Origin of the sequence: Pseudescherichia vulneris NBRC 102420 (genome assembly GCF_000759795.1) — a bacterium.
Lineage (GTDB): Bacteria > Pseudomonadota > Gammaproteobacteria > Enterobacterales > Enterobacteriaceae > Pseudescherichia > Pseudescherichia vulneris.
On the sequence record NZ_BBMZ01000018.1, the window covers coordinates 21,090 to 44,097 of the forward strand.

Consider the following 23,008-nt stretch of genomic DNA (forward strand, 5'->3'; position numbering starts at 1 on the left):
TGCTGTCTAAGCCGACACGAATGTTTTTTCAGCAACGTGCTGATTTCAACTAACTTTATAAAAATACAACAAAAAAGCACAGGTTTTAGGATTCATCGCCCACCGAAGGGGGGATTTGCAGCGAATTCGGCAAAAGTAATAGCATTGATGCAGCTAAATACATAGAATTCCCAGCACATCCATCAGCCAGTGCGTACTATGCTTCAATTGCTTTACACCACTCTTTTCTACCTGATTCAGCCGCTTATTTGGCTGCGTCTCTGGGTGCGTGGTCGCAAAGCACCGGCATACCGCAAACGCTGGGGCGAGCGTTACGGCTTCTATAAGCAACCGCTGAAGCCCGGCGGCATTCTGATGCACTCCGTTTCCGTGGGCGAAACCCTGGCGGCCATTCCGCTGGTACGCGCCCTGCGCCATCGCTATCCGGATCTGCCCATTACCGTCACCACCATGACTCCGACCGGCTCCGAACGCGTGCTCTCCGCCTTTGGCAATGACGTTCAACACGTCTACCTGCCCTACGATCTGCCGGACGCGCTCAATCGTTTTCTCAACGCGGTGGATCCGAAACTGGTGCTGGTGATGGAGACCGAGCTGTGGCCGAACCTGATCGCCGCCCTGCACACGCGCAAAATCCCGCTGGTGATCGCTAATGCTCGTCTCTCTGCGCGCTCCGCTAAAGGCTATGCAAAGCTGGGCGATTTTATTCGTACCCTGCTGCGTCGTATCACGTTGATCGCTGCCCAGAACGAGGAGGATGGCGAGCGCTTTATTGCCCTGGGTGCGAAGCGTAACCAGCTCACCGTTACCGGCAGCCTGAAGTTCGATATCTCGGTGACGCCGCAGCTCGCCTCCCGGGCTGTGACGCTGCGCCGCCAGTGGGCTCCGCATCGCCCGGTGTGGATCGCCACCAGCACCCACGAGGGTGAAGAGAACGCGGTCATCGAGGCACATCAGACGCTGTTAAGAGAGTTTCCTAACCTGCTGCTGATCCTGGTTCCGCGCCACCCGGAACGTTTCCCGGATGCCATCAACCTGGTGCGCCAGGCGGGCCTGAGCTACACCACCCGCTCGTCCGGAGAAGTCCCCTCTAGCAGCACTCAGGTCGTGGTAGGCGATACTATGGGCGAGCTGATGCTGCTCTACGGCATTGCCGATCTCGCCTTCGTTGGCGGTTCGCTGGTAGAGCGCGGCGGGCATAACCCGCTTGAGGCCGCTGCGCACGCTATTCCGGTGCTGATGGGGCCGCACACCTTCAACTTTAAAGATATCTGCGCCCGTCTGACCCAAGCCGATGGTTTGATCACCGTGACGGACGTCGCCTCGCTGAGCAAAGAGGTCGCCTCCCTGCTGACCGATGAGGACTACCGCAACTTTTACGGTCGCCATGCGGTAGAGGTGCTCTATCAAAACCAGGGCGCGCTACAGCGTCTGTTACAATTGCTGGAACCCTATCTGCCACCAAAAGCCCATTAAGGTTTTTATATGCAAAAGCGCGCAATTTACCCTGGCACCTTCGATCCGGTCACCAACGGCCATATCAACATCATCACCCGGGCTGCGGGCATGTTCGATCGGGTTATCATGGCGATTGCCGCCAGCCCAAGCAAGAAACCCCTCTTCTCGCTGGAGGAGCGCGTTGCTCTCGCCCAGGAGGCTACTGCTCATCTTGAAAACGTTGAGGTCATTGGCTTTAGCGATCTGATGGCAAACTTTGCCCGTAACCAGCAGGCGACCATTTTGATCCGGGGTCTGCGGGCGGTGGCAGATTTTGAGTATGAGACCCAGCTGGCGCATATGAATCGCCACCTGATGCCGGAGCTGGAGAGCGTCTTTCTGATGCCTGCCAAAGAGTGGTCGTTTATCTCGTCGTCGCTGGTCAAAGAGGTCGCGCGCCATCAGGGTGACGTTACGGACTTCCTGCCGCTAAACGTGCACCAGGCGCTGTTGCAGAAGCTTCGGTAGGATCCGCTATGCCGGGCGGCACTGCGTTTGCCCGGCCTACATAGCGCAACTACTTCTGGCAGTTACGGCAGTAGAAGGTCGCGCGCTGGGCGTGCTTGGTCGCAATAATTGGCGTCGCGCAGACGCGGCAGGGTTCACCTTTGCGCCCGTAAACCTGCAGCTGCTGGGCGAAGTAGCCTGGCTTGCCATCGCTTTGCAAAAAGTCTTTTAACGTTGTCCCGCCCTGCTCTATCGAACGCAGCAGCACCGCCTTAATCACCTGCACCAGCAGGGCATACTCTTCCTGTGAGAGTGACGAGGCGAGCCGGTCGGGATGGATCCCGGCAGCAAACAGCGATTCGCTGGCGTAGATATTGCCTACGCCCACCACCAGCTTGTTATCCATCAGCCAGGGTTTAATGGCGGTTTTCTTTTTGGCGCACTTCTGCTGTAGATACTCGGCATTGAACGCATCGCTGAGCGGCTCCGGCCCCAGGTGCGCCAGCACGTTGTGTCCCTCCAGCTCTTTGGTCCACAGCCAGGCACCAAAGCGGCGGGGATCGGTATAGCGCAGCACTTTGCCGTTGCTCATCACCAGATCGACATGATCGTGCTTCTCAGCAGGAAGATCGTGCGGAAGGATGCGCAGGCTGCCGGACATGCCGAGATGGACGATGATCCAGCCGTCGGGCAGCTCCAGCAGCAGATATTTTGCCCGCCGCTGCACGCTCAGCACGGGTTTATCGCTCAGGCGATGGATCTCGTCGGAAACGGGCCAGCGCAGGCGGCCATTACGCACCACCGCGTGCAGGATAGTTTGCCCCACCAGATGCGGCTCTATACCGCGGCGGCTGGTTTCTACCTCAGGTAATTCAGGCATGTTTCCTCCTCAGAGACGCAGAATGCAAAAAACCCGGCCGAAGCCGGGTTTCTGTACAAGAAAACTAAAACTTATTTAATTTTAGCTTCTTTGTAAAGAACGTGCTGACGGACAACTGGATCGAACTTTTTCAGTTCCAGTTTTTCCGGCTTAGTACGTTTGTTCTTCGTAGTGGTATAGAAGTGACCAGTACCAGCAGAAGAAACCAGCTTGATTTTCTCACGAATACCTTTAGCCATGATTTATTTCCTCTTTAAGTACTTAGTACTTTTCGCCACGGGCACGCAGTTCAGACAGAACTGTATCGATGCCTTTTTTATCGATTACACGCATACCTTTAGCAGATACGCGCAGGGTGACAAAACGCTTCTCGCTCTCAACCCAGAAACGGTGAGAGTGCAGGTTCGGCAGGAAACGGCGTTTAGTCGCGTTCAGTGCGTGGGAACGGTTGTTACCGGTCACCGGACGCTTGCCAGTAACTTGGCAGACTCGGGACATGTCTATTCTCCAAAAATCAAATTAGCTCGAGCTTCGTATAGGGTTTTGACGCCTCGTCAGGCTGTAAGGCCCGGTCACGGCGGTTCAGTGTGAACTCGCGATTGCCAGGCCCAAATGCCAAACCCGAGATTCTCAAAGGTGGCGTAGTATACGCTGTGTCGGCTGTGTGCTCAAGTCCCGAACAGACAAAGATCCCGCTGGATCGCGCGGGGTGGTTTAAATCCAACCACGTTCGGCAAATGAAACCCACTCTCCCCGGCCTACCACGAGGTGATCTAATACACGGATATCCATGAATTCACAACACTTTACCACACGTTCGGTAATTTGTTTATCGGCAAAACTGGGTTCTGCATAACCCGAAGGATGATTGTGAGCAAGGATCACGGCGGCGGCGTTGATCGCGATAGCTTCCCGGACAATTTCACGCGGATGCACCTCAACGTGGCTCAGCGTGCCGGAAAAGAGGCGGCTGTGCCTGAGCACCCGGTTCTGGTTGTTGAGATAGATGACCAGAAAGATCTCGCGCGGCTCGTCGGCAAGCTGGCTTTGTAAAAACGCTCTGGTCGCTTGCGGGCTGTCCAGAGTCAGCGCCTCCTGAATGCTGGAGGCGTGGTAGCGTCGCGCCAGCTCGGCGATGCCTTTGAGCTGGGCAAACTTTGCCACGCCGATACCCGATACCTCGGCAAACTGCTGCGCATCCGCAGAGAGCAGATCGTACAGCGAACCGAAATGCGCCACCAGATATTCAGCGAAGGCCATCACGCTGCGCTCCGGCGTGCCGGTACGCAGAAACAGCGCCAGCAGTTCGATATCGGTGAGGGATGTAATCCCTAGCCGCAGCATCTTCTCGCGGGGCATCTTTTCACGCGGCATGTTCTCATATGACGTCAGCGATCTCGCCGTTTCCATAGCGCTCCCCCCTGTGAAAACCCGATTTTGCCACGGCACGCGCAGCGGCTCGACTTACGGTATTCGCTTTTGCGTAGCAGCTCGTAAAGTGTGTCATGCGCAAAAGCACGCCACTTTGCAGAGTGTGATAAAATGCCCACCTTCTGGTGAAACCCCAACAGGAATGAATCATGATGAGCCTGGCCGGTAAAAAAATCGTTCTTGGCGTGAGCGGCGGCATCGCTGCGTATAAAACGCCGGAGCTGGTGCGTCGTCTGCGCGATCGCGGCGCAGAGGTGCGTGTGGCAATGACCGAGGGTGCCAAAGCCTTTATTACTCCCCTGAGCCTGCAGGCGGTGTCGGGCTATCCGGTTTCCGATAGCCTGCTGGATCCGGCTGCCGAAGCGGCAATGGGGCATATCGAGCTGGGCAAGTGGGCCGACCTGGTGATCCTCGCCCCGGCAACCGCCGATTTGATTGCCCGCGTGACCGCCGGTATGGCTAACGATCTGGTATCGACCATCTGCCTGGCTACGCCGTCCCCCGTTGCGGTGGTACCGGCGATGAACCAGCAGATGTACCGCGCCGCCCCTACTCAGCATAACCTCAGCGTGCTGGCCGCCCGTGGCGTGCTGCTGTGGGGGCCGGACAGCGGCAGCCAGGCCTGTGGTGACGTGGGTCCAGGCCGGATGCTCGACCCGCTGGCTATCGTCGATTTGGCCGCAGCGCATTTTTCGCCTGTCAAAACACTGCAACATCTGAATATCATGATTACCGCAGGTCCGACGCAGGAGCTACTGGATCCGGTGCGCTACATCACCAATAAAAGCTCCGGCAAGATGGGCTTCGCCATTGCCGACGCCGCGGCCCGCCTCGGCGCGAACGTGACGTTGGTGAGCGGCCCGGTGTCGCTGCCGACGCCAGCAGGGGTGAAGCGTGTCGATGTGGTGACCGCGCTGGAGATGGAAGCCGCCGTACAGGCTCAGGTTCAGTCGCAGCAGATTTTTATCGGCTGTGCTGCCGTTGCTGACTACCGCGCCGCCGCCGTTGCCGATGAGAAGATCAAAAAGCAAGGCGATGAAATTACAATAAAAATGGTTAAAAACCCGGATATCGTTGCTGGCGTTGCGGCACTGAGTACAAACCGCCCTTATGTGGTAGGGTTTGCCGCCGAAACAAATAATGTGGAAGAATACGCCCGGCAAAAACGTATCCGCAAAAACCTTGATCTGATCTGCGCCAATGACGTATCTGATTCAAATCAAGGGTTTAATAGCGACAACAACGCATTACACCTTTTCTGGCAGGATGGCGATAAAGTCCTGCCGCTTGAGCGCAAAGCACTTCTGGGACAACTACTACTGGACGAGATCGTTACCCGTTATGATGAAAAAAATCGACGTTAAAATTATGGACCCGCGCGTTGGCAAAGCGTTTCCGCTGCCAACCTACGCCACCTCCGGCTCTGCCGGTCTTGACCTGCGAGCCTGTCTTGATGACGCCGTAGAGCTGGCACCGGGCGCAACGACGCTGCTGCCGACGGGCCTGGCTATTCACATCGCCGATCCGTCGCTGGCCGCCGTGATTTTACCGCGCTCGGGCCTTGGCCATAAGCATGGCGTGGTGCTGGGCAACCTGGTTGGCCTGATTGATTCAGACTACCAGGGACAGCTGATGGTCTCGGTCTGGAACCGCGGCAAGGAGAGCTTCACGATTGAGCCGGGCGAACGTATTGCACAGATGGTATTTGTGCCGGTGGTGCAGGCAGAGTTCAACCTGGTAGAAGAGTTTGACAGCTCTGAACGTGGTGAAGGCGGCTTCGGCCATTCCGGGCGTCAGTAGATCGCCTCGTCCTTATATCATCCAGGATGCGTCTAAAAGATGGCAGAAAAACAAACCGCGAAAAGGAATCGTCGCGAAGAAATACTTCAGTCTCTAGCACTTATGCTTGAATCCAGCGATGGCAGCCAACGCATTACCACGGCCAAGCTGGCGGCGTCGGTTGGTGTCTCCGAAGCAGCTCTTTATCGTCATTTTCCAAGCAAAACGCGCATGTTTGACAGCTTGATCGAGTTTATCGAAGATAGCTTGACGACGCGTATCAACTTAATCCTAAAAGATGAGAAAGATACGCTGGCACGCCTGCGTCTCATCATTCAGCTGATTTTAGGCTTTGGTGAACGCAATCCTGGATTGACGCGGATCCTCACCGGTCACGCGCTGATGTTTGAGCAGGATCGCTTACAGAGCCGTATTAATCAGCTATTTGAGCGGATTGAATCGCAGCTGCGGCAGGTTCTGCGCGAGCGGAAGATGCGCGAAGGTGAAGGTTTTACCGTGGATGAGACGCTGCTGGCGAGCCAGCTGCTGGCCCAGTGTGAAGGTATGCTGTCGCGCTTTGTCCGCAGCGAGTTCAAATATCGACCGACGGACGACTTTGACGTCCGCTGGCCGCTGATGGTGGCCCAGCTACATTAATCCCTCAGCCTGCCGATCCGTAAGCCCGGTCCGCATTCGCGCGGCCGGGTTATTTAACGCTTAAACGCCAAACTCTTCCCGATACGCCTGCACCGACGCCAGATGGTTCGCCATCTCCGGACGCTCTTCCAGATAAGCAATCAGATCCTTCAGGGTGATGATAGAGATCACCTGACAGCCGTAGTCGCGTTCGACCTCCTGAATTGCCGAGATATCCCCGCGTCCGCGCTCCTGACGGTCAAGGGAGATCAGTACCCCTGCCAGCGTCGCACCATTGGCCTGGATAATCTCCATTGACTCACGAATAGCGGTTCCGGCGGTGATCACGTCATCGACCAGCATAACTCGCCCCTGCAGCGCGCTGCCGACCAGACTGCCGCCCTCGCCGTGGTCCTTGGCCTCTTTACGGTTAAAGCAGTAGGGCACGTCGCGCTCGTGGTGCTCCGCCAGCGCAACCGCCGTGGTGGTGGCGATGGGAATGCCTTTATAGGCAGGGCCAAACAGCAGATCGAAATCGATACCGGAATCCACCAACGCTTCGGCATAGAAACGGCCTAACAGTGCCAGATCGCGCCCGGTATTAAACAGCCCGGCGTTGAAGAAATAGGGGCTTTTACGCCCGGATTTCAGCGTAAACTCGCCGAACTTAAGTACCTGCTTGTTAAGCGCAAACTCAATAAACTGGCGCTGATACGGTTTCATGGATTCGCTCCTCATCTCACTTTCATTGTTAACTTACTGACACGCTATATCACAGACAAAAGAAAGGCGACTCAATGGTCGCCCTTAAAACTAATTCTCTAACGCCGCTTTTTGCGTCGCTACGATGGATTCAATCCCCTCTCTGGCCAACGCCAGCAATGAGAGCAGCTCCTCATGGGTGAACGGCTCGCCTTCGGCGGTGCCCTGCACCTCGATCATGCGGCCATCTTCGGTCATCACTACGTTCATATCGGTTTCGGCGGCAGAGTCTTCAACATACTCCAGATCGCACACTGCTTCGCCCTTGACGATGCCCACGGAGACCGCTGCCACCATCCCTTTCATTGGGTTGGTCTTCAGCTTGCCGGCAGCAACCAGCTTGTTCAGCGCATCTGCCAGCGCCACGCACGCACCGGTAATGGAGGCAGTACGCGTGCCACCATCGGCCTGGATCACGTCGCAGTCGAGGGTGATGGTGAACTCACCCAGCGCTTTTAAGTCTACGGCGGCGCGCAGAGAGCGGGCGATCAGGCGCTGGATCTCCAGCGTACGGCCACCCTGCTTGCCTTTCGCGGCTTCACGCGCGTTACGGGTATGGGTAGCGCGCGGCAACATGCCATACTCAGCGGTGATCCACCCCTGACCCTGGCCTTTCAGAAAACGCGGCACGCCTTCATCAATAGAGGCGGTACACAGAACTTTAGTGTCACCGAATTCAACCAGCACGGCACCTTCAGCGTGTTTTGTATAGTTTCGGGTCAGGATGACGGGACGCACCTGATTAGCGCTACGGCCTGCTGGACGCATGATGATTTCTCCGGCTTCTACGAATGTGGCTGCGCATTATACGGACTAAATACGCTTATTCCTATCTTGAGAAGGCCCCGAAAGCTATAATCCCCCCATCTCCTCTTTAAAAACAGGAACGTCTATGATCCGCAGTATGACAGCCTACGCCCGGCGTGAAATCAAGGGTGAATGGGGCAGCGCAGTCTGGGAACTGCGCTCGGTTAACCAGCGCTATCTGGAGACGTGGTTTCGCCTGCCGGAGCAGTTCCGCAGCCTTGAGCCTGTAGTTCGCGAGCGTATCCGTACCCGTCTGACCCGCGGCAAAATCGAATGCAACCTGCGCTTTGAGCCGGACGTCAGCGCGCAAAGCGAGCTGATTCTCAATGAAAAACTGGCTAAACAGCTTGTCACAGCCGCGAACTGGGTCAAAATGCAGAGCGACGAGGGTGAAATTAACCCGGTTGATATTCTGCGCTGGCCGGGCGTGATGGCCGCTCAGGAGCAGGATCTGGACGCGATTGCCGCTGAAATCCTCTCTGCGCTAGACGGCGCGCTGGATGATTTTATCGTCGCCCGTGAGACCGAAGGTCAGGCGCTGAAGAGCCTGATCGAGCAGCGTCTGGAAGGCGTTAGCACAGAAGTCACCAAAGTACGTGCTCAGATGCCGGAAGTGCTGAAGTGGCAGCGCGAACGCCTGGTTGCCAAGCTGGAAGATGCTCAGGTGCAGCTGGAAAACAACCGTCTTGAGCAGGAGCTGGTACTGATGGCTCAGCGCATCGACGTCGCTGAAGAGCTGGACCGCCTCGACGCGCATGTGAAAGAGACCTACAACATTCTGAAGAAGAAAGAGGCCGTAGGCCGCCGCCTGGACTTTATGATGCAGGAGTTCAACCGCGAGTCGAACACTCTGGCGTCAAAGTCTATCAATGCTGATATCACCACCTCTGCTATTGAGCTGAAGGTGCTGATCGAGCAGATGCGCGAGCAGATTCAGAATATTGAGTGATGCTTAACGCGAGCTTATCTTGCTCTAGCTAAATCAAAAGGCCATTGTAAAAGATGGCCTTTTTGTTTTTTATCGCAGTACTGAAAATAGCTGATGAATTTATCTATTAGGTAAAGCTGTAACTTGTAAAGGTAATTAATCAGCATCTAAAATAACGACTCTTGTTACGTTCTTCATTAATAAGAAAGATGCACTATGCTATTTCAGCGCCATATTAAGAAAAAAACCGCACTAATAATTCATATTTAAAATAATGCTTAGGGTAAGCTGCCGGGAATGCATTGCTTATCCAACACCACGTTCTGTTTGTTAAACGTGTGTTATTTACATACAGAGATAACAGTACAAGGAAGTTAACATTATGACTGCACTTCAATTCCCGTGTACCATATTCAAAACCCAGAAATGGATGGATGACTACGGGGCCAGAGACATGCGCTATGGGGACTTAACCGAAGCACAACTCAGAAAACACTATCATCTGGAAAATGTGTCTACTCGCGTCAATCCTTACACATTGACGAAGGTTATACCTTTCAGCCAGTCTCAGGTGATGCCGTATGGTTATCGAGGGGATACGGCTAAAATGACCCCGCAGCAGTGCGCCAGAATTTTGTTTGATGAGTTCCGCCACCTTTCCCGCATGTTTGCCCTGTTTAGCCCTTACCGTCACCTGATCGATAAAATGATTACGCACATGCAGTATGGCAATGGCGCGCCTTTCCGTGATATGTTGCTGGACAGGGCGTTGAAGGAGGTTATAGTTAATGATAGTTCACAATACAATAGTACTCGATTGTCACTAAAAAAAACTCTTTTTGATAAAATAGATTGGAGTAGAAGGATCTTTCCAGAAAGTCAGAAATTGCAACTATATAATGCCATTAGCTCCGGTATACTCCCTAAATTTGACAGATTCCAAGATAACTTTAATGGCATGGGCATTACTGTTCATGACACGTGGGCAACACAAATCACAATTAAATCACTTCATATTGATAATGATTGTTATCAAGCGGTGGTACATTACAAAGTGCAGGATCACTTTGGATTAGATGACGATGATATTATGAAAAATAAATTCAGCCAATTTCGTTTTTTCCGTATCTGGTTTATACTTCAACGATACAATTTATTCGGATTCAAGCCTTTTATAACTAATATAGAAAGTGACATAGAAATTATTGGAGGCGCGAATGAACTTTAAGAATAAAAAAAACACTTACATTTTATCATTCATAATCTGCATAATACTGGGCTATCATTTCTGGTTATTTTTACGGCCAGTAAAAATTGTTGATGTTCATAAAGATGGTGACGTTAGCCATATTCTAGTGAAAAGTTTTCCTCTTACAGATGAAGGAAAGATAAATTGGTGGCTAGAAAATGAAAAAACAATAAAATTTCATTATAACGTTCCCCAATCTGAATCACATAAGAGTTTCACAATCATTTTCTGGGATTTTGGAAATGGTTACAAAGAAAAAGGTGATGAAAGCAAAGATGATAGATTTTGTTTTTCTGATCTTTTGCCTCCCAAAAACTGTATTGATAAAAGCAAATTATTCTATATAAGCTCTGGTAAGGACACAGGGATATCGTTTGTTACTGACCACGCAATATATCGAATAAAAAAAGATGGTGAATTAGTAAAAATGAACTCTCATTAAAAATTCAAAATAAAAGAGGTCAGTACAAACCTATGGAGGTTATTATGAAAACAAATTTAAAAACCACTTTAATTGTGCTTTCATTATTTTTTCTCACTTCGGCAAGCTATGTTTCATGGTTAGACTCAACTCCAGTAAAAATTATAGCCGTTCACCAAGAAGAAAGTTTTAGTGAAGTTCTAGTAAAAAACCTCCCAATAACAGACACGGGAAAAATTAAATGGTGGATTAAGAATAAACAACCATTAAAAAATAAATATAAAATTCCTAGGCCGGGATCGAATGGCAATTTCTACATAAATTTTTGGGATTTTGGCGAAGGTTATAAAGAGCAAGGTAAATATGACCGTCGGTGCTTTGCTGACATGAAGCCGCTTAAAAATTGCATAGATAAAAATGCGGTTTTCTCTGTCGAAAATGGTAGAGACGGTTCAATAATATTTACGGTTTATGATGGGACATATCGCATGGAAAGAGGGGGTGAAGTAAAAAAAATCCAAGACTAATCAAATTAATCTTTTTTGATATTACAGACCCACTACTCATGGTATTTACTTATGCACCAAGAGACTTTCTCTGAGCAACTATTTACTTTGGCAAAGCTTGTTCTTTTTGAAAACATGATTAAATATAACAATGATGGGAATCATCAATGAAAAGCAAAAATAATAAAATACTCCTCACAATATTTATAGTCATTTTCATACTGATAGCTTACTTTTTTTGGAGATCGCTACGCCCGGTGGATATTGTTGGTGTTCATAAAGACGGTAGCTACAGCTATCTTTTAGTAAAAGACTTTCCAATTACTGCTAAAGGTCAAATAAATTGGTGGTTAAAAAACTCAAAGATGCTTAAAAACCATTATGATATCCCTAAACCAGATTCAGATGGAGATTTTGGCATCGTTGTTTGGGATTTCGGAGAGGGTTATAAAGAACAAGGTGATGAAAGTAAGGATGACAGATTTTGTTTTGCTGATTTTAAATCCCCCAAAAACTGTATAGATAAAAATATGATGCTTTATATCACTTATACTAAGAGCTCAGGAATTTCTTTTATCACTCACAATGAAGAATACCGAATAAATAAAAAAGGGGAATTAGTGAAAGATGGATCTGATTAAACCTCTCTTAATCAGAAAAAGCTAACCTAAAGTTATTGGAGCCGATCATGAGATTTACTTTTCTTTAATAGACTTGCTTACCCGCAGTACTAAAAAAATAGTCGTCCACTTTTCGGTTGTGAGAGGGATGTGCAAAACGCCACACTCACTGGAAACAGCACACCCGGAGAGAATCATGGATTTCAATGCACTTCACCATCAAAACCAACCTCTGCTTATCGCCAACGTCTGGGATGCCAGCAGCGCTTTGATCGCACAGCAGGCTGGGTATAACGCGCTGGGTACGTCCAGTGCCGCCATTGCCACTCTGCTTGGGTATGAAGAAGGTGAAAGAATGAGTTTTGATGAGCTACTCTTCATGGTCACCCGCATCAAAGCCGTCACATCACTTCCCTTAAGCGTTGATCTGGAATCGGGCTATGGCGATACCACAAGTCGCATCATTGAAAATATCCACTGTCTGACCCAGGCAGGCGTTGTAGGCATAAACATTGAGGACAGCCACGTCGTGAACGGCGTTCGTAGCCTTGATGATGCGCATACCTTTGCCAGCAAACTCCAGGAACTCACCGCGGCCTGCCCCGACCTATTTTTTAATGTGCGTACCGATACGTTTTTACTCAACGTAGAGGATGCGCTGGAAGAGACGCTGTATCGTGGTCAGCTGTACGCAGCCCATGGTGCCAATGGATTTTTTGTTCCTGGCATGACTCAACCTGATAGTATTGCTGCTCTGGTGCATCACGTCCCCTTACCTGTGAACGTAATGTGTATGCCGACGCTACCCGATTTCTCTACGCTGGCTTCGCTGGGCGTACGACGTATTTCTATGGGCAATTTTATCCATGCTGCAATACAAGCCAAATTAAAAGAGTCGCTCTGTAAAATTCAGGCACATCAATCTTTTGCGGACGTTTTTGACTATGAAAATAACTGACAATGCTCAATGCGATGTGTGGTATCAGGCCTTGCTCGCCCGCTCTACAGAGTTTACCGGTGTATTTTATGTCGGTGTCAAAACCACCGGCGTGTTTTGTATCTCAGTATGCCGGGCACGAAAACCCAAGCGTGAAAACGTCGAATTTTATGAGGATCTTAAGTCCACGCTTGCTGCCGGGTTTCGCCCATGCAAAATTTGCCGCCCGATGGAAAATGCCTGTACTGCACCCGATTTTATTGAAAAAGCGCTAGAGCTGGTTCGAGATACGCCAAAAGAACGCATTAGCGATGCCGAATTACGCCAGCATAATATTAGCCCAGAGCGGGTAAGGCGCTGGTTTCTGCAAAACCATGGGATCACCTTTCAGGCGTTTCAACGTATGCAGCGCGTTAATGTCGCTCTGCAAGAACTGAAAGCGGGTCGCTCAACGACGGATGTCGCTTTCGACAATGGTTATGATTCTCTGAGCGGCTTTGGCTATACATGCAAAAAATTGACCGGGTCCGCGCCAAGCTCGCAACGTCAGGTTATTTTAATCCACCGGTTTACGACTCCCTTGGGCCCGATGTTTGTTTGCGCCACCGATCGCGGTATCTGCTTGCTGGAATTTGTTGACCGACGAGCTCTAGAGACGGAGTTCAGCGACCTACAACGTCTATTAAACGCAAGTATCATAGCGGGTGAGAACGGTCACACTCGCCAGGCAGAGAAAGAAATAGGCGAGTACTTCGCAGGCCAGCGGCGGCAGTTCAGCGTAGCGTTAGATACGCCAGGCAGCGAATTCCAGCGTGGTGTGTGGCAAGGTTTGCAGAGAATTTCTTATGGCGAGACAACGCATTACCAAGCGGTTGCGGTAGATATTGGTAACCCCATGGCCACGCGTGCGATTGCGTCGGCCTGTGGCGCGAATAGGGTGGCTATTATCATCCCCTGTCATCGGGTTGTCGGCAAAGATGCTTCCATGACGGGCTACGGTGGCGGCATTGCCCGTAAGACATGGTTGATTAACCATGAAAATACAATCAGTAAAAATGCATCTGACGTTAGAGATGCAAATAAAACGGAGGGGTACTGCAATGCTGGAGCAGAGAATAATTCAATTCCTCAAAGAGACGCTCAGCGGTAATGTGGACGCAGCACACGACCTCGGCCATTTAATGAGGGTTGCGAATAACTGTAAACATATCCAGAAACATGAAGGCGGTAATCCTGACATCATACTCGTTGCCAGTTACTTCCATGATATTGTCTCCCTGCCTAAAAACGCACCTGACCGGCATCGCTCCTCACAGCTAGCTGCACAAAAGACACTGACTATACTTGCTGAACATTTCCCTGATTTTCCTACTCATCACTATGCCGCCGTTGAAGAGGCAATTGTATGTCATAGCTACAGTGCCAACATCAAACCAGGCAGTATTGAAGCAAAAAACGTGCAGGATGCGGACAGGCTAGATGCATTAGGTGCTGTGGGTTTAGCCCGCACATTTTATATTGCAGGGAAACTAAATACAAAACTCTTTAATAGTGACGACCCTTTTGCAGAGCAGCGCTATTTAAATGATAAAGAGTATGCTCTCGATCATTTTTATACAAAACTGCTTAAATTACCCGATACGATGAATACGGGTGAGGGTAAACGCCTAGCTAAAAAGCGCTCTGAGTTCCTGCTTAGCTATATAGATAACTTAAGGCAAGAACTCGGGCTATCGGTAAGCTTTTGTGATGAATAAATTAATGGGACCATAAGTATTTTAACACCCCTTAAAAGGGGCGACTACCATTTAATCAAGATAACTTAGGGTACGGTAGGGATATCCATCATTTTTATTTCATCAATATGGCGCTTTGTCAGGTTTATCTCACATTGATCAATGCCTGGCTGATAATCATATGTATCTTCTCCAATTTCAGAGGCCACGCCAAGGCAAATTTTTTCCCTATATTTCTCCCAGTCTTTCTGTGACTCAAGAAAATACTTACTATAAACAGTACCGACCGTTAAATCTGGATCTTCGCTTTTAAAAACAGGCCCATCATAGTTTTTAAGGATCCTGTTATTAACATCATCTACAATCTTTTTATACTGAGCGAAAATGTCATTTTTCTTATGCGTTAGACAATCATGAGCCCTATGATAATCATCGTTACTTTGCTTGTAGCAAATGTCATTTTCCGAGCCCTGACTAAGCTCAGCCCATACTTTGGTAGGCAGAAGAAAGGCAAGAAAGATAACGGCACATGTGTTTAATTTCATTTTAAATACCCTATCCTGTTCCTGTTTTTTTCATACTTCATATATTGCGCATCATTAGTTATATAGTTTATTAAATCAGCCTTTCCCTTAATAGCTGCCTCAATCAAACCATGCACATTATGTACGCTTTGATAAAATATATCTATTACTACATCCCTGATTTTTAGATCAATGTTTTCCCACGCAGGTGCATTAGGAATGGTTTTCGATATCCGCTGGTAAAAGCCACGTGCATAATCTTTTTTAGCCTGATAAGAAATCTCAAAAAGCCTGATTTGCTGTAAATGTGTGATCTCTCCAACAAGTGGGCCATATCCTCTTACAAAATTATGAGCCTCATTGCCAACAAGACCAGCGCCTTTGGAGCAAATCACTGCTTTATATTCTTCTATTCCAGCCTGTCTCAGATGCGTCATTATCTCACCTGAGCTACGTGCCTTCATATCATATCCTCGCCCAAGAGTTACTCCAGAAGCTTGTTCAGGCCAATGCAGTATACGTGAAAAAAGTCGTGTATTTTTCGGCTGCCTGAATGGCTCAACGGCGGTGAGATAGTCTTTCCCCTCAGCATCGAATGTAATCTGGCCTTCACGAACATGCAATGGTCCGGTATCACGAGGCCTCCAGCGCGGAGAGATCGCCTTGCTGAACATTGAGTAAAACCAGATTTGCTGTAGGTGAACCACACCAGAAGGAGACATATTTAGTAAGCGCTGATACCAGATAATGGCTGCTTCGGTTTCTGGATCACAACGACCACTATTGTGTAAGTGATTACCGTTAATATGGTTGTAACCCGCATTAATCATCATATTTTGAAGTGTTCTCACTTCTTCTGGAGTATTCGTGCCAAAGACACCGATAGAACCATTAGGACGAAATACCCGGGGTTGATGGTACGACACAGTATATTACTCCTTTTTAAGAGCTATATCGGTAAACGTAACAGCTTCCATTACATTTCGCAGTTTCCTTTGGTACTTCAGCCCGCTTAGGCTTCCGTCCGCCTGCAACTGCTGGCGCTTTGTCCTAAAAACCATATCCAAAGCCATTTCTTTACCCTTACATAAAAAAAGGTTAATGAGTTGGCAATATTACTCCTTTATGTCCTTTAAAACATTCATTCAGGAAAAAATTCGGAGTGCTGACAGAGAGCAGTACTAAAGCAGCCTGCTGTAAAACCTTTTTACCGATTCCTGTATTTGAATTGCCTCTGGTAATTAAACAAAACATATACCTTTCCGCTGCATGAAAACCGAGGCTGGCATCTAGCATAAATGAACTTGGACTTGTCATCAGCCAGTATGCAAAACTACCCGTTCGCTCTGGCAAACCCATTTATGATGCGTAGAGAAATATCAGATAAAAACCACGACCCATGACGAACACTCTACTCTGCCCCACCCGCACCTTCGACGCCCCGCCCTTTATCTTACGTGCGGAGTCCGGTTACATCCGTCATCTGCCTGCGCTGGCCTACTGCCTCGTTGAGTATGATCGCGCGCACTACAGCGACGCGCTGTTCCAGCATTTCTCGCAGCCGTTCCCGGCGGCACTGACTAATGCAGTGGCGAAGCGCAAAGCTGAATACCTGGCGAGCCGCTACTGCGGGCAGGTGCTGCTCGGGCAGATGCAGGCAGCCTCAACGATTATTGGCACCCATGAGCGCGTTCCCCAGTGGCCAGCTGGCTGGCGGGGCAGTATCTCCCACAGCGATAAATATGCCCTGGTTGTTATCGCCCCTGAATCAGCGGGACTTATGCCGGGTATCGACATTGAGCAGTGGCAGCCCGAGGTGATGCTGGAGACGGCAGACATGTTCGCCTCGTCAGACGAACAGCAGCTGCTCTCCGCGTTAGCCCTGCCCTACCCGCAGGCGCTGCTAACGCTCTTTTCAGCTAAGGAGAGCCTGTATAAATCCCAGTGGCCTGAAGTGAGGCGCTACTTTGATTTCCAGGCAGCAAAGGTCACGCACGTCGATGAAGTAGAGCAGCGCTTTACCCTGACCCTCACCGGGACCTTAACGCCAAAGCTAAAGTGTGGAACCGCCTTTAGCGGCAGCTATACGTTTCTCAACGATGCGGTTATTACCTGCATCGGTTAATTTTTCCGTTTAAAACCCCCTTATTCTCTGTTTCGCCAGCCATGCCGTGAGGCTCTGTACCAGCGGGTGGTGTACAAACGCAATTAGCTGTCGTGCCTTCTCCGGCCCTACGCCCGGCAGTTGCTGCCAGCTAAGCTCATTGCGCCCAATAAACTGCGGCCAGGTGCCGTCGCCTACCAGCCTCAGTGCGGCCTGAGTGAGCGGCAGACCCAGCGCCATTATCCAGCGGATAAAGGGCTTCTCACGGGCCAGGTTGAACTGATGCCAGATCTGCCGCCCTCTGGCTGCGCTCAGTCCCGGCGTGTTCTCTAACTGCTGTCGGGTCAGAGCCAGCCAGGAGAAGATATGTTCAAAGCGATGCGCCTGATGCAGGAGCCGCCAGCTCGCTTCGCCCAGACCTGTCATATCCAGCACCGACTTCGAGCTGAGCCATACCAGCCGGGCGAAAAATTGCGTCTGACAATCGGGTGCAGCATAAAAGCAGGTAAGCGAATTGAAATGTGCGGGCGGCGGCTCGGGCTTGTCGCGCGCCAGGCTACGCCATATCACCCGGTCAATGCGCGGGATACCCTGGCCCGCCAGGCTCACCTGAACCTGATCGCCCGGCGCAATATCCAGTTCTTGCCAGCGGCGGACAGAGCCAAGGTTCACACGACGCACCGTTTTGTCATCCAGCTGAACCGGCTCAAGCTCAGCTACCACGGCGATCTTACCGCTGCGTCCGGTAGCAAAGCGGATATGGGTTACCTCGGCAACCTGCTCAACGGGCGGGTATTTCCAGGCCACGGCCCAGTCACCCTCGCCGGGTCGCCAGCGCCTGCCCACTGGCTCTTTCGCCGCACGGATCACTACCCCGTCGGTGACAAAGGGCAGCGGAGAGGTGAACCAGCGGGTGCGGATGGTCTCGACTTCATCGGCATTTTTCACCGGCAGGCTAAAACGCGCACTGGTGTTAAACCCGGCTTCGCTCAGCAGCTTTAGGCGCTGCTCCATCGCAGCAGGGCTGTCCGGCCAGGCCCAAACAAATAGCGCGAGCTCATTAAGTAAGGGGGAGTTCTCCCGCTGCATCAGGGCGCCCGCCACCTTTGCGCGGGCGTTGATGCCGCCCATCCGCTGCTGGATATGCCCATCACGCGCCAGATAGATCTCGCCCTGCAGGACGCTGTTGGCCAGCGGCCCGGTAAGCCGTTGAGGTAGAGAAGGAATAAGGCGCACCTTCTCGGTCCACGACTCCCCCTTGCGGCCATCGCCACGGCTGATGGCTTCTGCGAACCGCCCGTTGCGGTAGACCAGCGTCACCGCCACGCCATCAACCTTAGGCTGTATCCACAGGTCACGGCGCTCGCCCATCCAGCGCCTGAGTGCATACTTGTCCGCCAGCTTGCGTACCCCGGTATGCATCACCGGATGCGGCACCGTACCGCTCACGGGCGGCGCTGAGACGTCGGGCTGCGGCTGAGATATAAAGCAGCGCTGCCACTGCGCCAGCCGATCGCTGAGGCGATCGTACACCGCATCGCTCACTCCGCTGCTCCCCTCCTGCCAGTACGCCACGTTCCACTGGGCGACCTGCCGCTGGAGCCGGGCGATCTCCAGCTGTGCCCGAAACGGCGACCAGGACGGACAGGCCGCCGTGCTGTAGCAGCTCCAGATCGTTAAGCCGAGCGCCAATCCTCTACGTTTCCACATATTCTGCCTCCCTTACCTCGACCAGCACGGTATACCGCGCGGCGAACCGGCTGGCGAATGGCAAAACAGTAGGCTGCGAGGCGGCTTCAGCGCTTTTTAAAACGTTGCTGCAAACGAGAGATGAATCAGGAAGAGAGTACGCAAAATGCAATAATCTCGTGCGAAAATGTGACAAAAACTACGTTAAAGGGTACCGACGTGTATAATAGGCACGTATGTAGACATTTCCGTTCGTTCATTACATATAAAGATACTCATGGCTCAAGGCACGCTCTATATCGTTTCCGCCCCTAGCGGCGCGGGCAAATCAAGCCTGATTCAGGCTTTGTTAAAGACCCAACCGTTGTACGACACCCAGGTTTCTGTTTCACATACCACGCGCGCGCCGCGTCCCGGTGAAGTGCACGGTGAACATTACTTCTTTGTGAATCATGACGAATTCAAGACCATGATTGACAATGATGCGTTCCTTGAGCATGCGGAAGTGTTTGGCAATTACTACGGTACGTCCCTGGCCGCCATTGAGCAGGTGCTCTCTACGGGCGTAGACGTCTTCCTCGATATCGACTGGCAGGGCGCGCAGCAGATCCGCGCAAAAATGCCCCAGGCGCGCAGCATCTTTATATTGCCGCCGTCGAAGCTGGAGCTGGATCGCCGCCTGCGCGGTCGTGGCCAGGATAGCGAAGAGGTGATTGCCAAGCGTATGGCCCAGGCAGTTGCAGAAATGAGCCATTACGCCGAATATGATTATCTGGTTGTGAACGATGATTTTGATACCGCTATCAGCGATATGAAGACCATCATCCGTGCTGAACGTCTGCGCATGGGCCGCCAAATGCAGCGACATGACGCTTTAATCAGCAAACTATTGGCAGATTGAACCGGGTTTCAGTATTATGCCCAGTCATTTCTTCATCTGTGGAGCACTTTAAGTATGGCACGCGTAACTGTTCAGGACGCTGTAGAGAAAATTGGTAACCGTTTTGACCTGGTACTGGTGGCCGCGCGTCGCGCTCGTCAGATGCAGGTTGGCGGTAAAGATCCGCTGGTAGCGGAAGAGAACGATAAAACTACCGTTATCGCGCTGCGCGAAATCGAAGAAGGTCTGATCAACAACCAGATCCTCGACGTACGTGAGCGCCAGGAGCAGCAAGAGCAGGAAGCCCAGGAGTTACAGGCCGTCACCGCTATTGCTGAAGGTCGTCGTTAATAACGCTGCAGGTCACCCTTGTATCTGTTTGAAAGCCTGAATCAACTGATTCGCACCTACCTGCCGGAAGACCAAATCAAACGTCTCCAGCAGGCGTATCTCGTTGCACGTGACGCTCACGAGGGCCAAACACGTTCAAGCGGTGAACCCTACATTACGCACCCGGTAGCGGTGGCCTGTATTCTGGCCGAGATGAAACTCGACCATGAAACGCTGATGGCCGCGCTGCTGCATGACGTAATTGAAGATACCCCCGCCACCTACCAGGACATGGAGCAGCTGTTTGGCAAAACTGTGGCCGAGCTGGTGGAAGGGGTCTCAAAGCTTGATAAGCTGAATTTCCGCGATAAGAAAGAGGCCCAGGCCGAAAACTTTCGCAAGATGATCATGGCGATGGTGCAGGATATCCGCGTCATTCTCATCAAGCTTGCTGACCGCACCCACAACATGCGCACCCTGGGCTCGCTACGCCCGGACAAGCGTCGCCGCATCGCCCGTGAAACCCTCGAAATCTACAGCCCGCTGGCGCACCGCTTAGGTATCCACCACATCAAAACCGAGCTGGAAGAGCTGGGCTTTGAAGCGCTGCACCCGAACCGCTACCGCGTGATTAAAGAGGTCGTGAAGGCCGCACGCGGCAACCGTAAAGAGATGATCCAAAAAATCCTCTCGGAGATCGAAGGGCGTTTGCAGGAGGCGGGCATCCCCTGCCGCGTGAGCGGTCGCGAAAAGCACCTCTACTCGATCTACTGCAAGATGGTGCTGAAAGAGCAGCGTTTTCACTCGATCATGGACATCTATGCGTTCCGGGTGATTGTTGAGGATCTCGACACCTGCTATCGCGTGCTGGGTCAGATGCACAGCCTCTACAAGCCGCGTCCAGGACGCATGAAGGACTATATCGCCATTCCGAAAGCGAACGGCTATCAGTCTCTGCACACCTCCATGATTGGCCCGCACGGCGTGCCGGTTGAGGTGCAGATCCGGACTGAAGATATGGACCAGATGGCGGAGATGGGGGTTGCGGCACACTGGGCTTATAAAGAGCACGGCGAGAGCAGCACCACCGCACAGATCCGCGCCCAGCGCTGGATGCAGAGCCTGCTTGAGCTCCAGCAGAGCGCAGGTAGCTCCTTTGAATTTATCGAAAGCGTTAAATCCGATCTCTTCCCGGATGAGATTTACGTTTTCACACCGGAAGGGCGCATCGTTGAGCTGCCTGCCGGTGCGACGCCGGTCGACTTCGCCTATGCGGTGCATACCGATATCGGCCACGCCTGCGTCGGCGCGCGCGTCGATCGACAGCCTTACCCGCTGTCACAGCCGCTGGCGAGTGGGCAGACGGTAGAGATTATTACCGCGCCGGGCGCACGTCCGAACGCCGCCTGGCTTAACTTTGTCGTGAGCTCGAAAGCGCGCGCCAAAATCCGCCAGATGCTGAAAAACCTCAAGCGCGATGACTCGGTAAGCCTGGGCCGTCGTCTGCTGAATCACGCCCTCGGCGGTAGCCGCAAGCTGGCGGAGATCCCGTCTGAGAATATCCAGCGCGAGCTGGTGCGCATGAAGCTTGTCTCCCTCGACGATCTGCTGGCTGAAATCGGCCTCGGCAACGCGATGAGCGTGGTGGTGGCGAAAAATCTACAGCAGGGCGAAGCCTCCGCTGTGTCTACCACGCCGAGCCATGGTCATCTGCCGATTAAGGGCGCGGACGGGGTGCTGATCACCTTTGCGAAATGCTGCCGTCCGATCCCCGGCGACCCGATTATTGCGCACGTCAGCCCCGGTAAAGGGCTGGTGATCCACCATGAGTCCTGCCGTAACATCCGTGGCTACCAGAAAGAGCCAGAGAAGTTTATGGCGGTTGAGTGGGATAAAGAGACGGCGCAGGAGTTTATCACCGAGATCAAGGTTGATATGTTCAACCATCAGGGTGCGCTGGCAAACCTGACGGCGGCAATCAACACGGCCTCTTCCAATATTCAAAGCCTGAATACGGAAGAGAAAGATGGTCGCGTCTATAGCGCCTTTATCCGCCTGACCTGCCGCGACCGCGTGCACCTGGCGAATATCATGCGCAAAATCCGCGTGCTGCCGGACGTGATCAAGGTCACCCGTAACCGAAACTAGCCCTATGACTCTGAAACGTTATGCGCGTATACGTGAGATGCTCGCCAGGCGCCAGCCTGATCTGACCGTCTGCATGGAACAGGTCCACAAACCGCATAACGTTTCGGCAATCATTCGCACCGCCGATGCCGTCGGCGTGCATGAAGTCCACGCCGTCTGGCCGGAAAACCGGATGCGCATCATGGCCTCCTCCGCTGCGGGAAGTAACAGCTGGGTACAGGTTAAAACGCACCGCACCATTGCCGATGCCGTCGGGCATCTGAAAGGCCAGGGGATGCAGGTGCTCGCTACCCATCTCTCTGAAAAATCCGTAGATTTCCGTGATATCGACTATACCCGCCCCACCTGTATTCTGATGGGGCAGGAGAAGACCGGCATCACCCAAGAGGCGCTGGACCTGGCGGACCAGGACATTATCATTCCGATGATCGGTATGGTGCAGTCGCTTAACGTCTCGGTCGCCTCAGCGCTGATCCTCTATGAGGCGCAGCGCCAGCGGCAGAACGCCGGGATGTACGCACGCAATACCAGCACCATAGATGATGACGACCAGCATCGACTGCTGTTTGAAGGCAGTTACCCGGTGCTGGCCCGCGTAGCGAAGCAGAAAGGGTTACCCTATCCCGACCTCAACGCGGACGGCGAAATCGAAGCCGACGCCGCGTGGTGGTCCACCATGCAGGCAGCAAGGTAAGCG

At 51.9% G+C, this 23,008-nt stretch carries 26 protein-coding genes and 1 pseudogene; 18 read left to right on the plus strand and 9 right to left on the minus strand.

Annotated features, from left to right (window positions below; genetic code table 11):
- The first annotated feature begins 198 nt into the window (after nucleotides 1-198).
- A complete protein-coding gene (gene waaA, locus EV102420_RS15310) occupies nucleotides 199-1,476 on the plus strand; it encodes a lipid IV(A) 3-deoxy-D-manno-octulosonic acid transferase (RefSeq protein WP_042393333.1) in 1,278 nt (425 codons plus the stop codon).
- Between the two features lie 9 nt (nucleotides 1,477-1,485).
- On the plus strand, nucleotides 1,486-1,965 hold the full coding sequence (coaD, locus tag EV102420_RS15315) for a pantetheine-phosphate adenylyltransferase (RefSeq protein WP_042393335.1): 480 nt from the start codon (nucleotides 1,486-1,488) through the stop codon (nucleotides 1,963-1,965).
- Between the two features lie 49 nt (nucleotides 1,966-2,014).
- Here coaD and mutM read toward each other — a convergent pair whose 3' ends face one another.
- From mutM to radC, 4 genes are all read right to left on the minus strand, one after another.
- Nucleotides 2,015-2,824: a bifunctional DNA-formamidopyrimidine glycosylase/DNA-(apurinic or apyrimidinic site) lyase gene (gene mutM, locus EV102420_RS15320; protein ID WP_042393337.1), complete on the minus strand. Its 810-nt coding sequence runs from the start codon at nucleotides 2,822-2,824 to the stop codon at nucleotides 2,015-2,017.
- Between the two features lie 71 nt (nucleotides 2,825-2,895).
- Nucleotides 2,896-3,063, minus strand: coding sequence for a 50S ribosomal protein L33 (rpmG, locus tag EV102420_RS15325; protein ID WP_003024094.1), 168 nt, complete (start codon nucleotides 3,061-3,063; stop codon nucleotides 2,896-2,898).
- A gap of 22 nt (nucleotides 3,064-3,085) precedes the next feature.
- Nucleotides 3,086-3,322, minus strand: a complete 237-nt coding sequence (rpmB, locus tag EV102420_RS15330; protein ID WP_002436699.1) for a 50S ribosomal protein L28 — start codon at nucleotides 3,320-3,322, stop codon at nucleotides 3,086-3,088.
- Nucleotides 3,323-3,538: 216 nt separating this feature from the next.
- Nucleotides 3,539-4,198, minus strand: a complete 660-nt coding sequence (gene radC / locus EV102420_RS15335; protein WP_077776546.1) for a RadC family protein — start codon at nucleotides 4,196-4,198, stop codon at nucleotides 3,539-3,541.
- 209 nt (nucleotides 4,199-4,407) lie between these two features.
- Between radC and coaBC the strand changes: the two genes are divergently transcribed.
- From coaBC to slmA, 3 genes are read left to right on the plus strand one after another with little or no spacing between them, the layout of a single operon-like run.
- Nucleotides 4,408-5,619, plus strand: coding sequence for a bifunctional phosphopantothenoylcysteine decarboxylase/phosphopantothenate--cysteine ligase CoaBC (gene coaBC, locus EV102420_RS15340; RefSeq protein WP_106403938.1), 1,212 nt, complete (start codon nucleotides 4,408-4,410; stop codon nucleotides 5,617-5,619).
- Nucleotides 5,597-6,055: a dUTP diphosphatase gene (gene dut, locus EV102420_RS15345; protein ID WP_042393343.1), complete on the plus strand. Its 459-nt coding sequence runs from the start codon at nucleotides 5,597-5,599 to the stop codon at nucleotides 6,053-6,055. Before coaBC ends, dut begins: the two co-directional genes overlap by 23 nt.
- A 39-nt stretch (nucleotides 6,056-6,094) precedes the next feature.
- Nucleotides 6,095-6,691 (plus strand): nucleoid occlusion factor SlmA, encoded by a 597-nt coding sequence (gene slmA, locus EV102420_RS15350; protein WP_042393345.1) that lies wholly within the window; start codon nucleotides 6,095-6,097, stop codon nucleotides 6,689-6,691.
- Between the two features lie 60 nt (nucleotides 6,692-6,751).
- Here the strand turns inward: slmA and pyrE are convergent, their stop codons facing one another.
- Nucleotides 6,752-7,393, minus strand: coding sequence for an orotate phosphoribosyltransferase (gene pyrE, locus EV102420_RS15355; protein ID WP_042393346.1), 642 nt, complete (start codon nucleotides 7,391-7,393; stop codon nucleotides 6,752-6,754).
- A gap of 90 nt (nucleotides 7,394-7,483) precedes the next feature.
- A complete protein-coding gene (gene rph / locus EV102420_RS15360) occupies nucleotides 7,484-8,200 on the minus strand; it encodes a ribonuclease PH (protein WP_042393348.1) in 717 nt (238 codons plus the stop codon).
- Between the two features lie 124 nt (nucleotides 8,201-8,324).
- Between rph and EV102420_RS15365 the strand changes: the two genes are divergently transcribed.
- The 8 genes and pseudogenes from EV102420_RS15365 (at nucleotide 8,325) to EV102420_RS15400 (ending at nucleotide 14,657) form a co-directional block, all read left to right on the plus strand.
- Nucleotides 8,325-9,188: a YicC/YloC family endoribonuclease gene (locus EV102420_RS15365; RefSeq protein ID WP_042393351.1), complete on the plus strand. Its 864-nt coding sequence runs from the start codon at nucleotides 8,325-8,327 to the stop codon at nucleotides 9,186-9,188.
- A 361-nt stretch (nucleotides 9,189-9,549) separates the two neighbouring features.
- On the plus strand, nucleotides 9,550-10,395 hold the full coding sequence (locus EV102420_RS15370) for a YPO3983 family protein (RefSeq protein WP_042393353.1): 846 nt from the start codon (nucleotides 9,550-9,552) through the stop codon (nucleotides 10,393-10,395).
- Nucleotides 10,385-10,858 carry a DUF943 family protein gene (locus EV102420_RS15375; RefSeq protein ID WP_042393354.1) on the plus strand — a complete coding sequence of 158 codons (474 nt, stop codon included), beginning with the start codon at nucleotides 10,385-10,387 and terminating at the stop codon, nucleotides 10,856-10,858. Before EV102420_RS15370 ends, EV102420_RS15375 begins: the two co-directional genes overlap by 11 nt.
- 44 nt (nucleotides 10,859-10,902) lie before the next feature.
- Entirely contained in the window at nucleotides 10,903-11,364 is a 462-nt protein-coding gene (locus EV102420_RS15380) for a DUF943 family protein (RefSeq protein WP_306302608.1), read from the plus strand.
- 146 nt (nucleotides 11,365-11,510) lie between these two features.
- Complete coding sequence (locus EV102420_RS15385) at nucleotides 11,511-11,984, plus strand: DUF943 family protein (protein ID WP_042393358.1); 474 nt, start codon at nucleotides 11,511-11,513, stop codon at nucleotides 11,982-11,984.
- 175 nt (nucleotides 11,985-12,159) lie between these two features.
- Nucleotides 12,160-12,921 carry an isocitrate lyase/PEP mutase family protein gene (locus EV102420_RS15390; protein WP_042393359.1) on the plus strand — a complete coding sequence of 254 codons (762 nt, stop codon included), beginning with the start codon at nucleotides 12,160-12,162 and terminating at the stop codon, nucleotides 12,919-12,921.
- Nucleotides 12,908-13,948, plus strand: a pseudogene (locus EV102420_RS15395) (bifunctional transcriptional activator/DNA repair enzyme AdaA); the annotation flags it as partial. The gene EV102420_RS15390 and the pseudogene EV102420_RS15395, both read left to right, overlap by 14 nt.
- A gap of 52 nt (nucleotides 13,949-14,000) precedes the next feature.
- Nucleotides 14,001-14,657, plus strand: coding sequence for an HD domain-containing protein (locus EV102420_RS15400; protein WP_042393361.1), 657 nt, complete (start codon nucleotides 14,001-14,003; stop codon nucleotides 14,655-14,657).
- Between the two features lie 65 nt (nucleotides 14,658-14,722).
- On the opposite strand, the gene EV102420_RS15405 is transcribed toward EV102420_RS15400, so the two are convergent.
- Both EV102420_RS15405 and EV102420_RS15410 read right to left on the minus strand, forming a co-directional pair.
- Nucleotides 14,723-15,181 (minus strand): lysozyme inhibitor LprI family protein, encoded by a 459-nt coding sequence (locus EV102420_RS15405; protein WP_052512375.1) that lies wholly within the window; start codon nucleotides 15,179-15,181, stop codon nucleotides 14,723-14,725.
- Entirely contained in the window at nucleotides 15,178-16,086 is a 909-nt protein-coding gene (locus tag EV102420_RS15410; RefSeq protein WP_042393363.1) for a DUF8812 domain-containing protein, read from the minus strand. The genes EV102420_RS15405 and EV102420_RS15410 overlap by 4 nt, the downstream gene beginning before the upstream one ends.
- 473 nt (nucleotides 16,087-16,559) lie before the next feature.
- On the opposite strand from EV102420_RS15410, the gene EV102420_RS15415 reads away from it, so the two are divergent.
- Complete coding sequence (locus EV102420_RS15415; RefSeq protein WP_042393366.1) at nucleotides 16,560-17,285, plus strand: 4'-phosphopantetheinyl transferase family protein; 726 nt, start codon at nucleotides 16,560-16,562, stop codon at nucleotides 17,283-17,285.
- A gap of 9 nt (nucleotides 17,286-17,294) precedes the next feature.
- Here the strand turns inward: EV102420_RS15415 and ligB are convergent, their stop codons facing one another.
- Nucleotides 17,295-18,974 carry an NAD-dependent DNA ligase LigB gene (gene ligB / locus EV102420_RS15420; RefSeq protein WP_042393367.1) on the minus strand — a complete coding sequence of 560 codons (1,680 nt, stop codon included), beginning with the start codon at nucleotides 18,972-18,974 and terminating at the stop codon, nucleotides 17,295-17,297.
- 256 nt (nucleotides 18,975-19,230) lie between these two features.
- Here ligB and gmk point away from each other — a divergent pair, with 256 nt between their 5' ends.
- Genes gmk through trmH form a run of 4 tightly spaced genes read left to right on the plus strand, consistent with a single transcriptional unit; the run spans nucleotide 19,231 to nucleotide 23,005 of the window.
- Nucleotides 19,231-19,854 (plus strand): guanylate kinase, encoded by a 624-nt coding sequence (gene gmk, locus EV102420_RS15425; protein ID WP_042393369.1) that lies wholly within the window; start codon nucleotides 19,231-19,233, stop codon nucleotides 19,852-19,854.
- A 54-nt stretch (nucleotides 19,855-19,908) separates the two neighbouring features.
- The gene (gene rpoZ, locus EV102420_RS15430) at nucleotides 19,909-20,184 is read left to right on the plus strand and encodes a DNA-directed RNA polymerase subunit omega (RefSeq protein ID WP_042393371.1); all 276 of its coding nucleotides are present in this window, start codon (nucleotides 19,909-19,911) and stop codon (nucleotides 20,182-20,184) included.
- A gap of 18 nt (nucleotides 20,185-20,202) precedes the next feature.
- Complete coding sequence (spoT, locus tag EV102420_RS15435; protein WP_042393373.1) at nucleotides 20,203-22,311, plus strand: bifunctional GTP diphosphokinase/guanosine-3',5'-bis pyrophosphate 3'-pyrophosphohydrolase; 2,109 nt, start codon at nucleotides 20,203-20,205, stop codon at nucleotides 22,309-22,311.
- A 4-nt stretch (nucleotides 22,312-22,315) separates the two neighbouring features.
- The gene (gene trmH / locus EV102420_RS15440) at nucleotides 22,316-23,005 is read left to right on the plus strand and encodes a tRNA (guanosine(18)-2'-O)-methyltransferase TrmH (protein WP_042393375.1); all 690 of its coding nucleotides are present in this window, start codon (nucleotides 22,316-22,318) and stop codon (nucleotides 23,003-23,005) included.
- Nucleotides 23,006-23,008: the final 3 nt, after the last annotated feature.

Coding starts and splice junctions, on each gene's coding strand:
- waaA (WP_042393333.1), top strand. CDS start 199: ATGCTTCAATTGCTTTACACCACTCTTTTCTACCTGATTCAGCCGCTT.
- coaD (WP_042393335.1), top strand. CDS start 1,486: ATGCAAAAGCGCGCAATTTACCCTGGCACCTTCGATCCGGTCACCAAC.
- mutM (WP_042393337.1), bottom strand. CDS start 2,824: ATGCCTGAATTACCTGAGGTAGAAACCAGCCGCCGCGGTATAGAGCCG.
- rpmG (WP_003024094.1), bottom strand. CDS start 3,063: ATGGCTAAAGGTATTCGTGAGAAAATCAAGCTGGTTTCTTCTGCTGGT.
- rpmB (WP_002436699.1), bottom strand. CDS start 3,322: ATGTCCCGAGTCTGCCAAGTTACTGGCAAGCGTCCGGTGACCGGTAAC.
- radC (WP_077776546.1), bottom strand. CDS start 4,198: ATGCCGCGTGAAAAGATGCCCCGCGAGAAGATGCTGCGGCTAGGGATT.
- coaBC (WP_106403938.1), top strand. CDS start 4,408: ATGAGCCTGGCCGGTAAAAAAATCGTTCTTGGCGTGAGCGGCGGCATC.
- dut (WP_042393343.1), top strand. CDS start 5,597: ATGATGAAAAAAATCGACGTTAAAATTATGGACCCGCGCGTTGGCAAA.
- slmA (WP_042393345.1), top strand. CDS start 6,095: ATGGCAGAAAAACAAACCGCGAAAAGGAATCGTCGCGAAGAAATACTT.
- pyrE (WP_042393346.1), bottom strand. CDS start 7,393: ATGAAACCGTATCAGCGCCAGTTTATTGAGTTTGCGCTTAACAAGCAG.
- rph (WP_042393348.1), bottom strand. CDS start 8,200: ATGCGTCCAGCAGGCCGTAGCGCTAATCAGGTGCGTCCCGTCATCCTG.
- EV102420_RS15365 (WP_042393351.1), top strand. CDS start 8,325: ATGATCCGCAGTATGACAGCCTACGCCCGGCGTGAAATCAAGGGTGAA.
- EV102420_RS15370 (WP_042393353.1), top strand. CDS start 9,550: ATGACTGCACTTCAATTCCCGTGTACCATATTCAAAACCCAGAAATGG.
- EV102420_RS15375 (WP_042393354.1), top strand. CDS start 10,385: ATGAACTTTAAGAATAAAAAAAACACTTACATTTTATCATTCATAATC.
- EV102420_RS15380 (WP_306302608.1), top strand. CDS start 10,903: ATGAAAACAAATTTAAAAACCACTTTAATTGTGCTTTCATTATTTTTT.
- EV102420_RS15385 (WP_042393358.1), top strand. CDS start 11,511: ATGAAAAGCAAAAATAATAAAATACTCCTCACAATATTTATAGTCATT.
- EV102420_RS15390 (WP_042393359.1), top strand. CDS start 12,160: ATGGATTTCAATGCACTTCACCATCAAAACCAACCTCTGCTTATCGCC.
- EV102420_RS15400 (WP_042393361.1), top strand. CDS start 14,001: ATGCTGGAGCAGAGAATAATTCAATTCCTCAAAGAGACGCTCAGCGGT.
- EV102420_RS15405 (WP_052512375.1), bottom strand. CDS start 15,181: ATGAAATTAAACACATGTGCCGTTATCTTTCTTGCCTTTCTTCTGCCT.
- EV102420_RS15415 (WP_042393366.1), top strand. CDS start 16,560: ATGACGAACACTCTACTCTGCCCCACCCGCACCTTCGACGCCCCGCCC.
- ligB (WP_042393367.1), bottom strand. CDS start 18,974: ATGTGGAAACGTAGAGGATTGGCGCTCGGCTTAACGATCTGGAGCTGC.
- gmk (WP_042393369.1), top strand. CDS start 19,231: ATGGCTCAAGGCACGCTCTATATCGTTTCCGCCCCTAGCGGCGCGGGC.
- rpoZ (WP_042393371.1), top strand. CDS start 19,909: ATGGCACGCGTAACTGTTCAGGACGCTGTAGAGAAAATTGGTAACCGT.
- trmH (WP_042393375.1), top strand. CDS start 22,316: ATGACTCTGAAACGTTATGCGCGTATACGTGAGATGCTCGCCAGGCGC.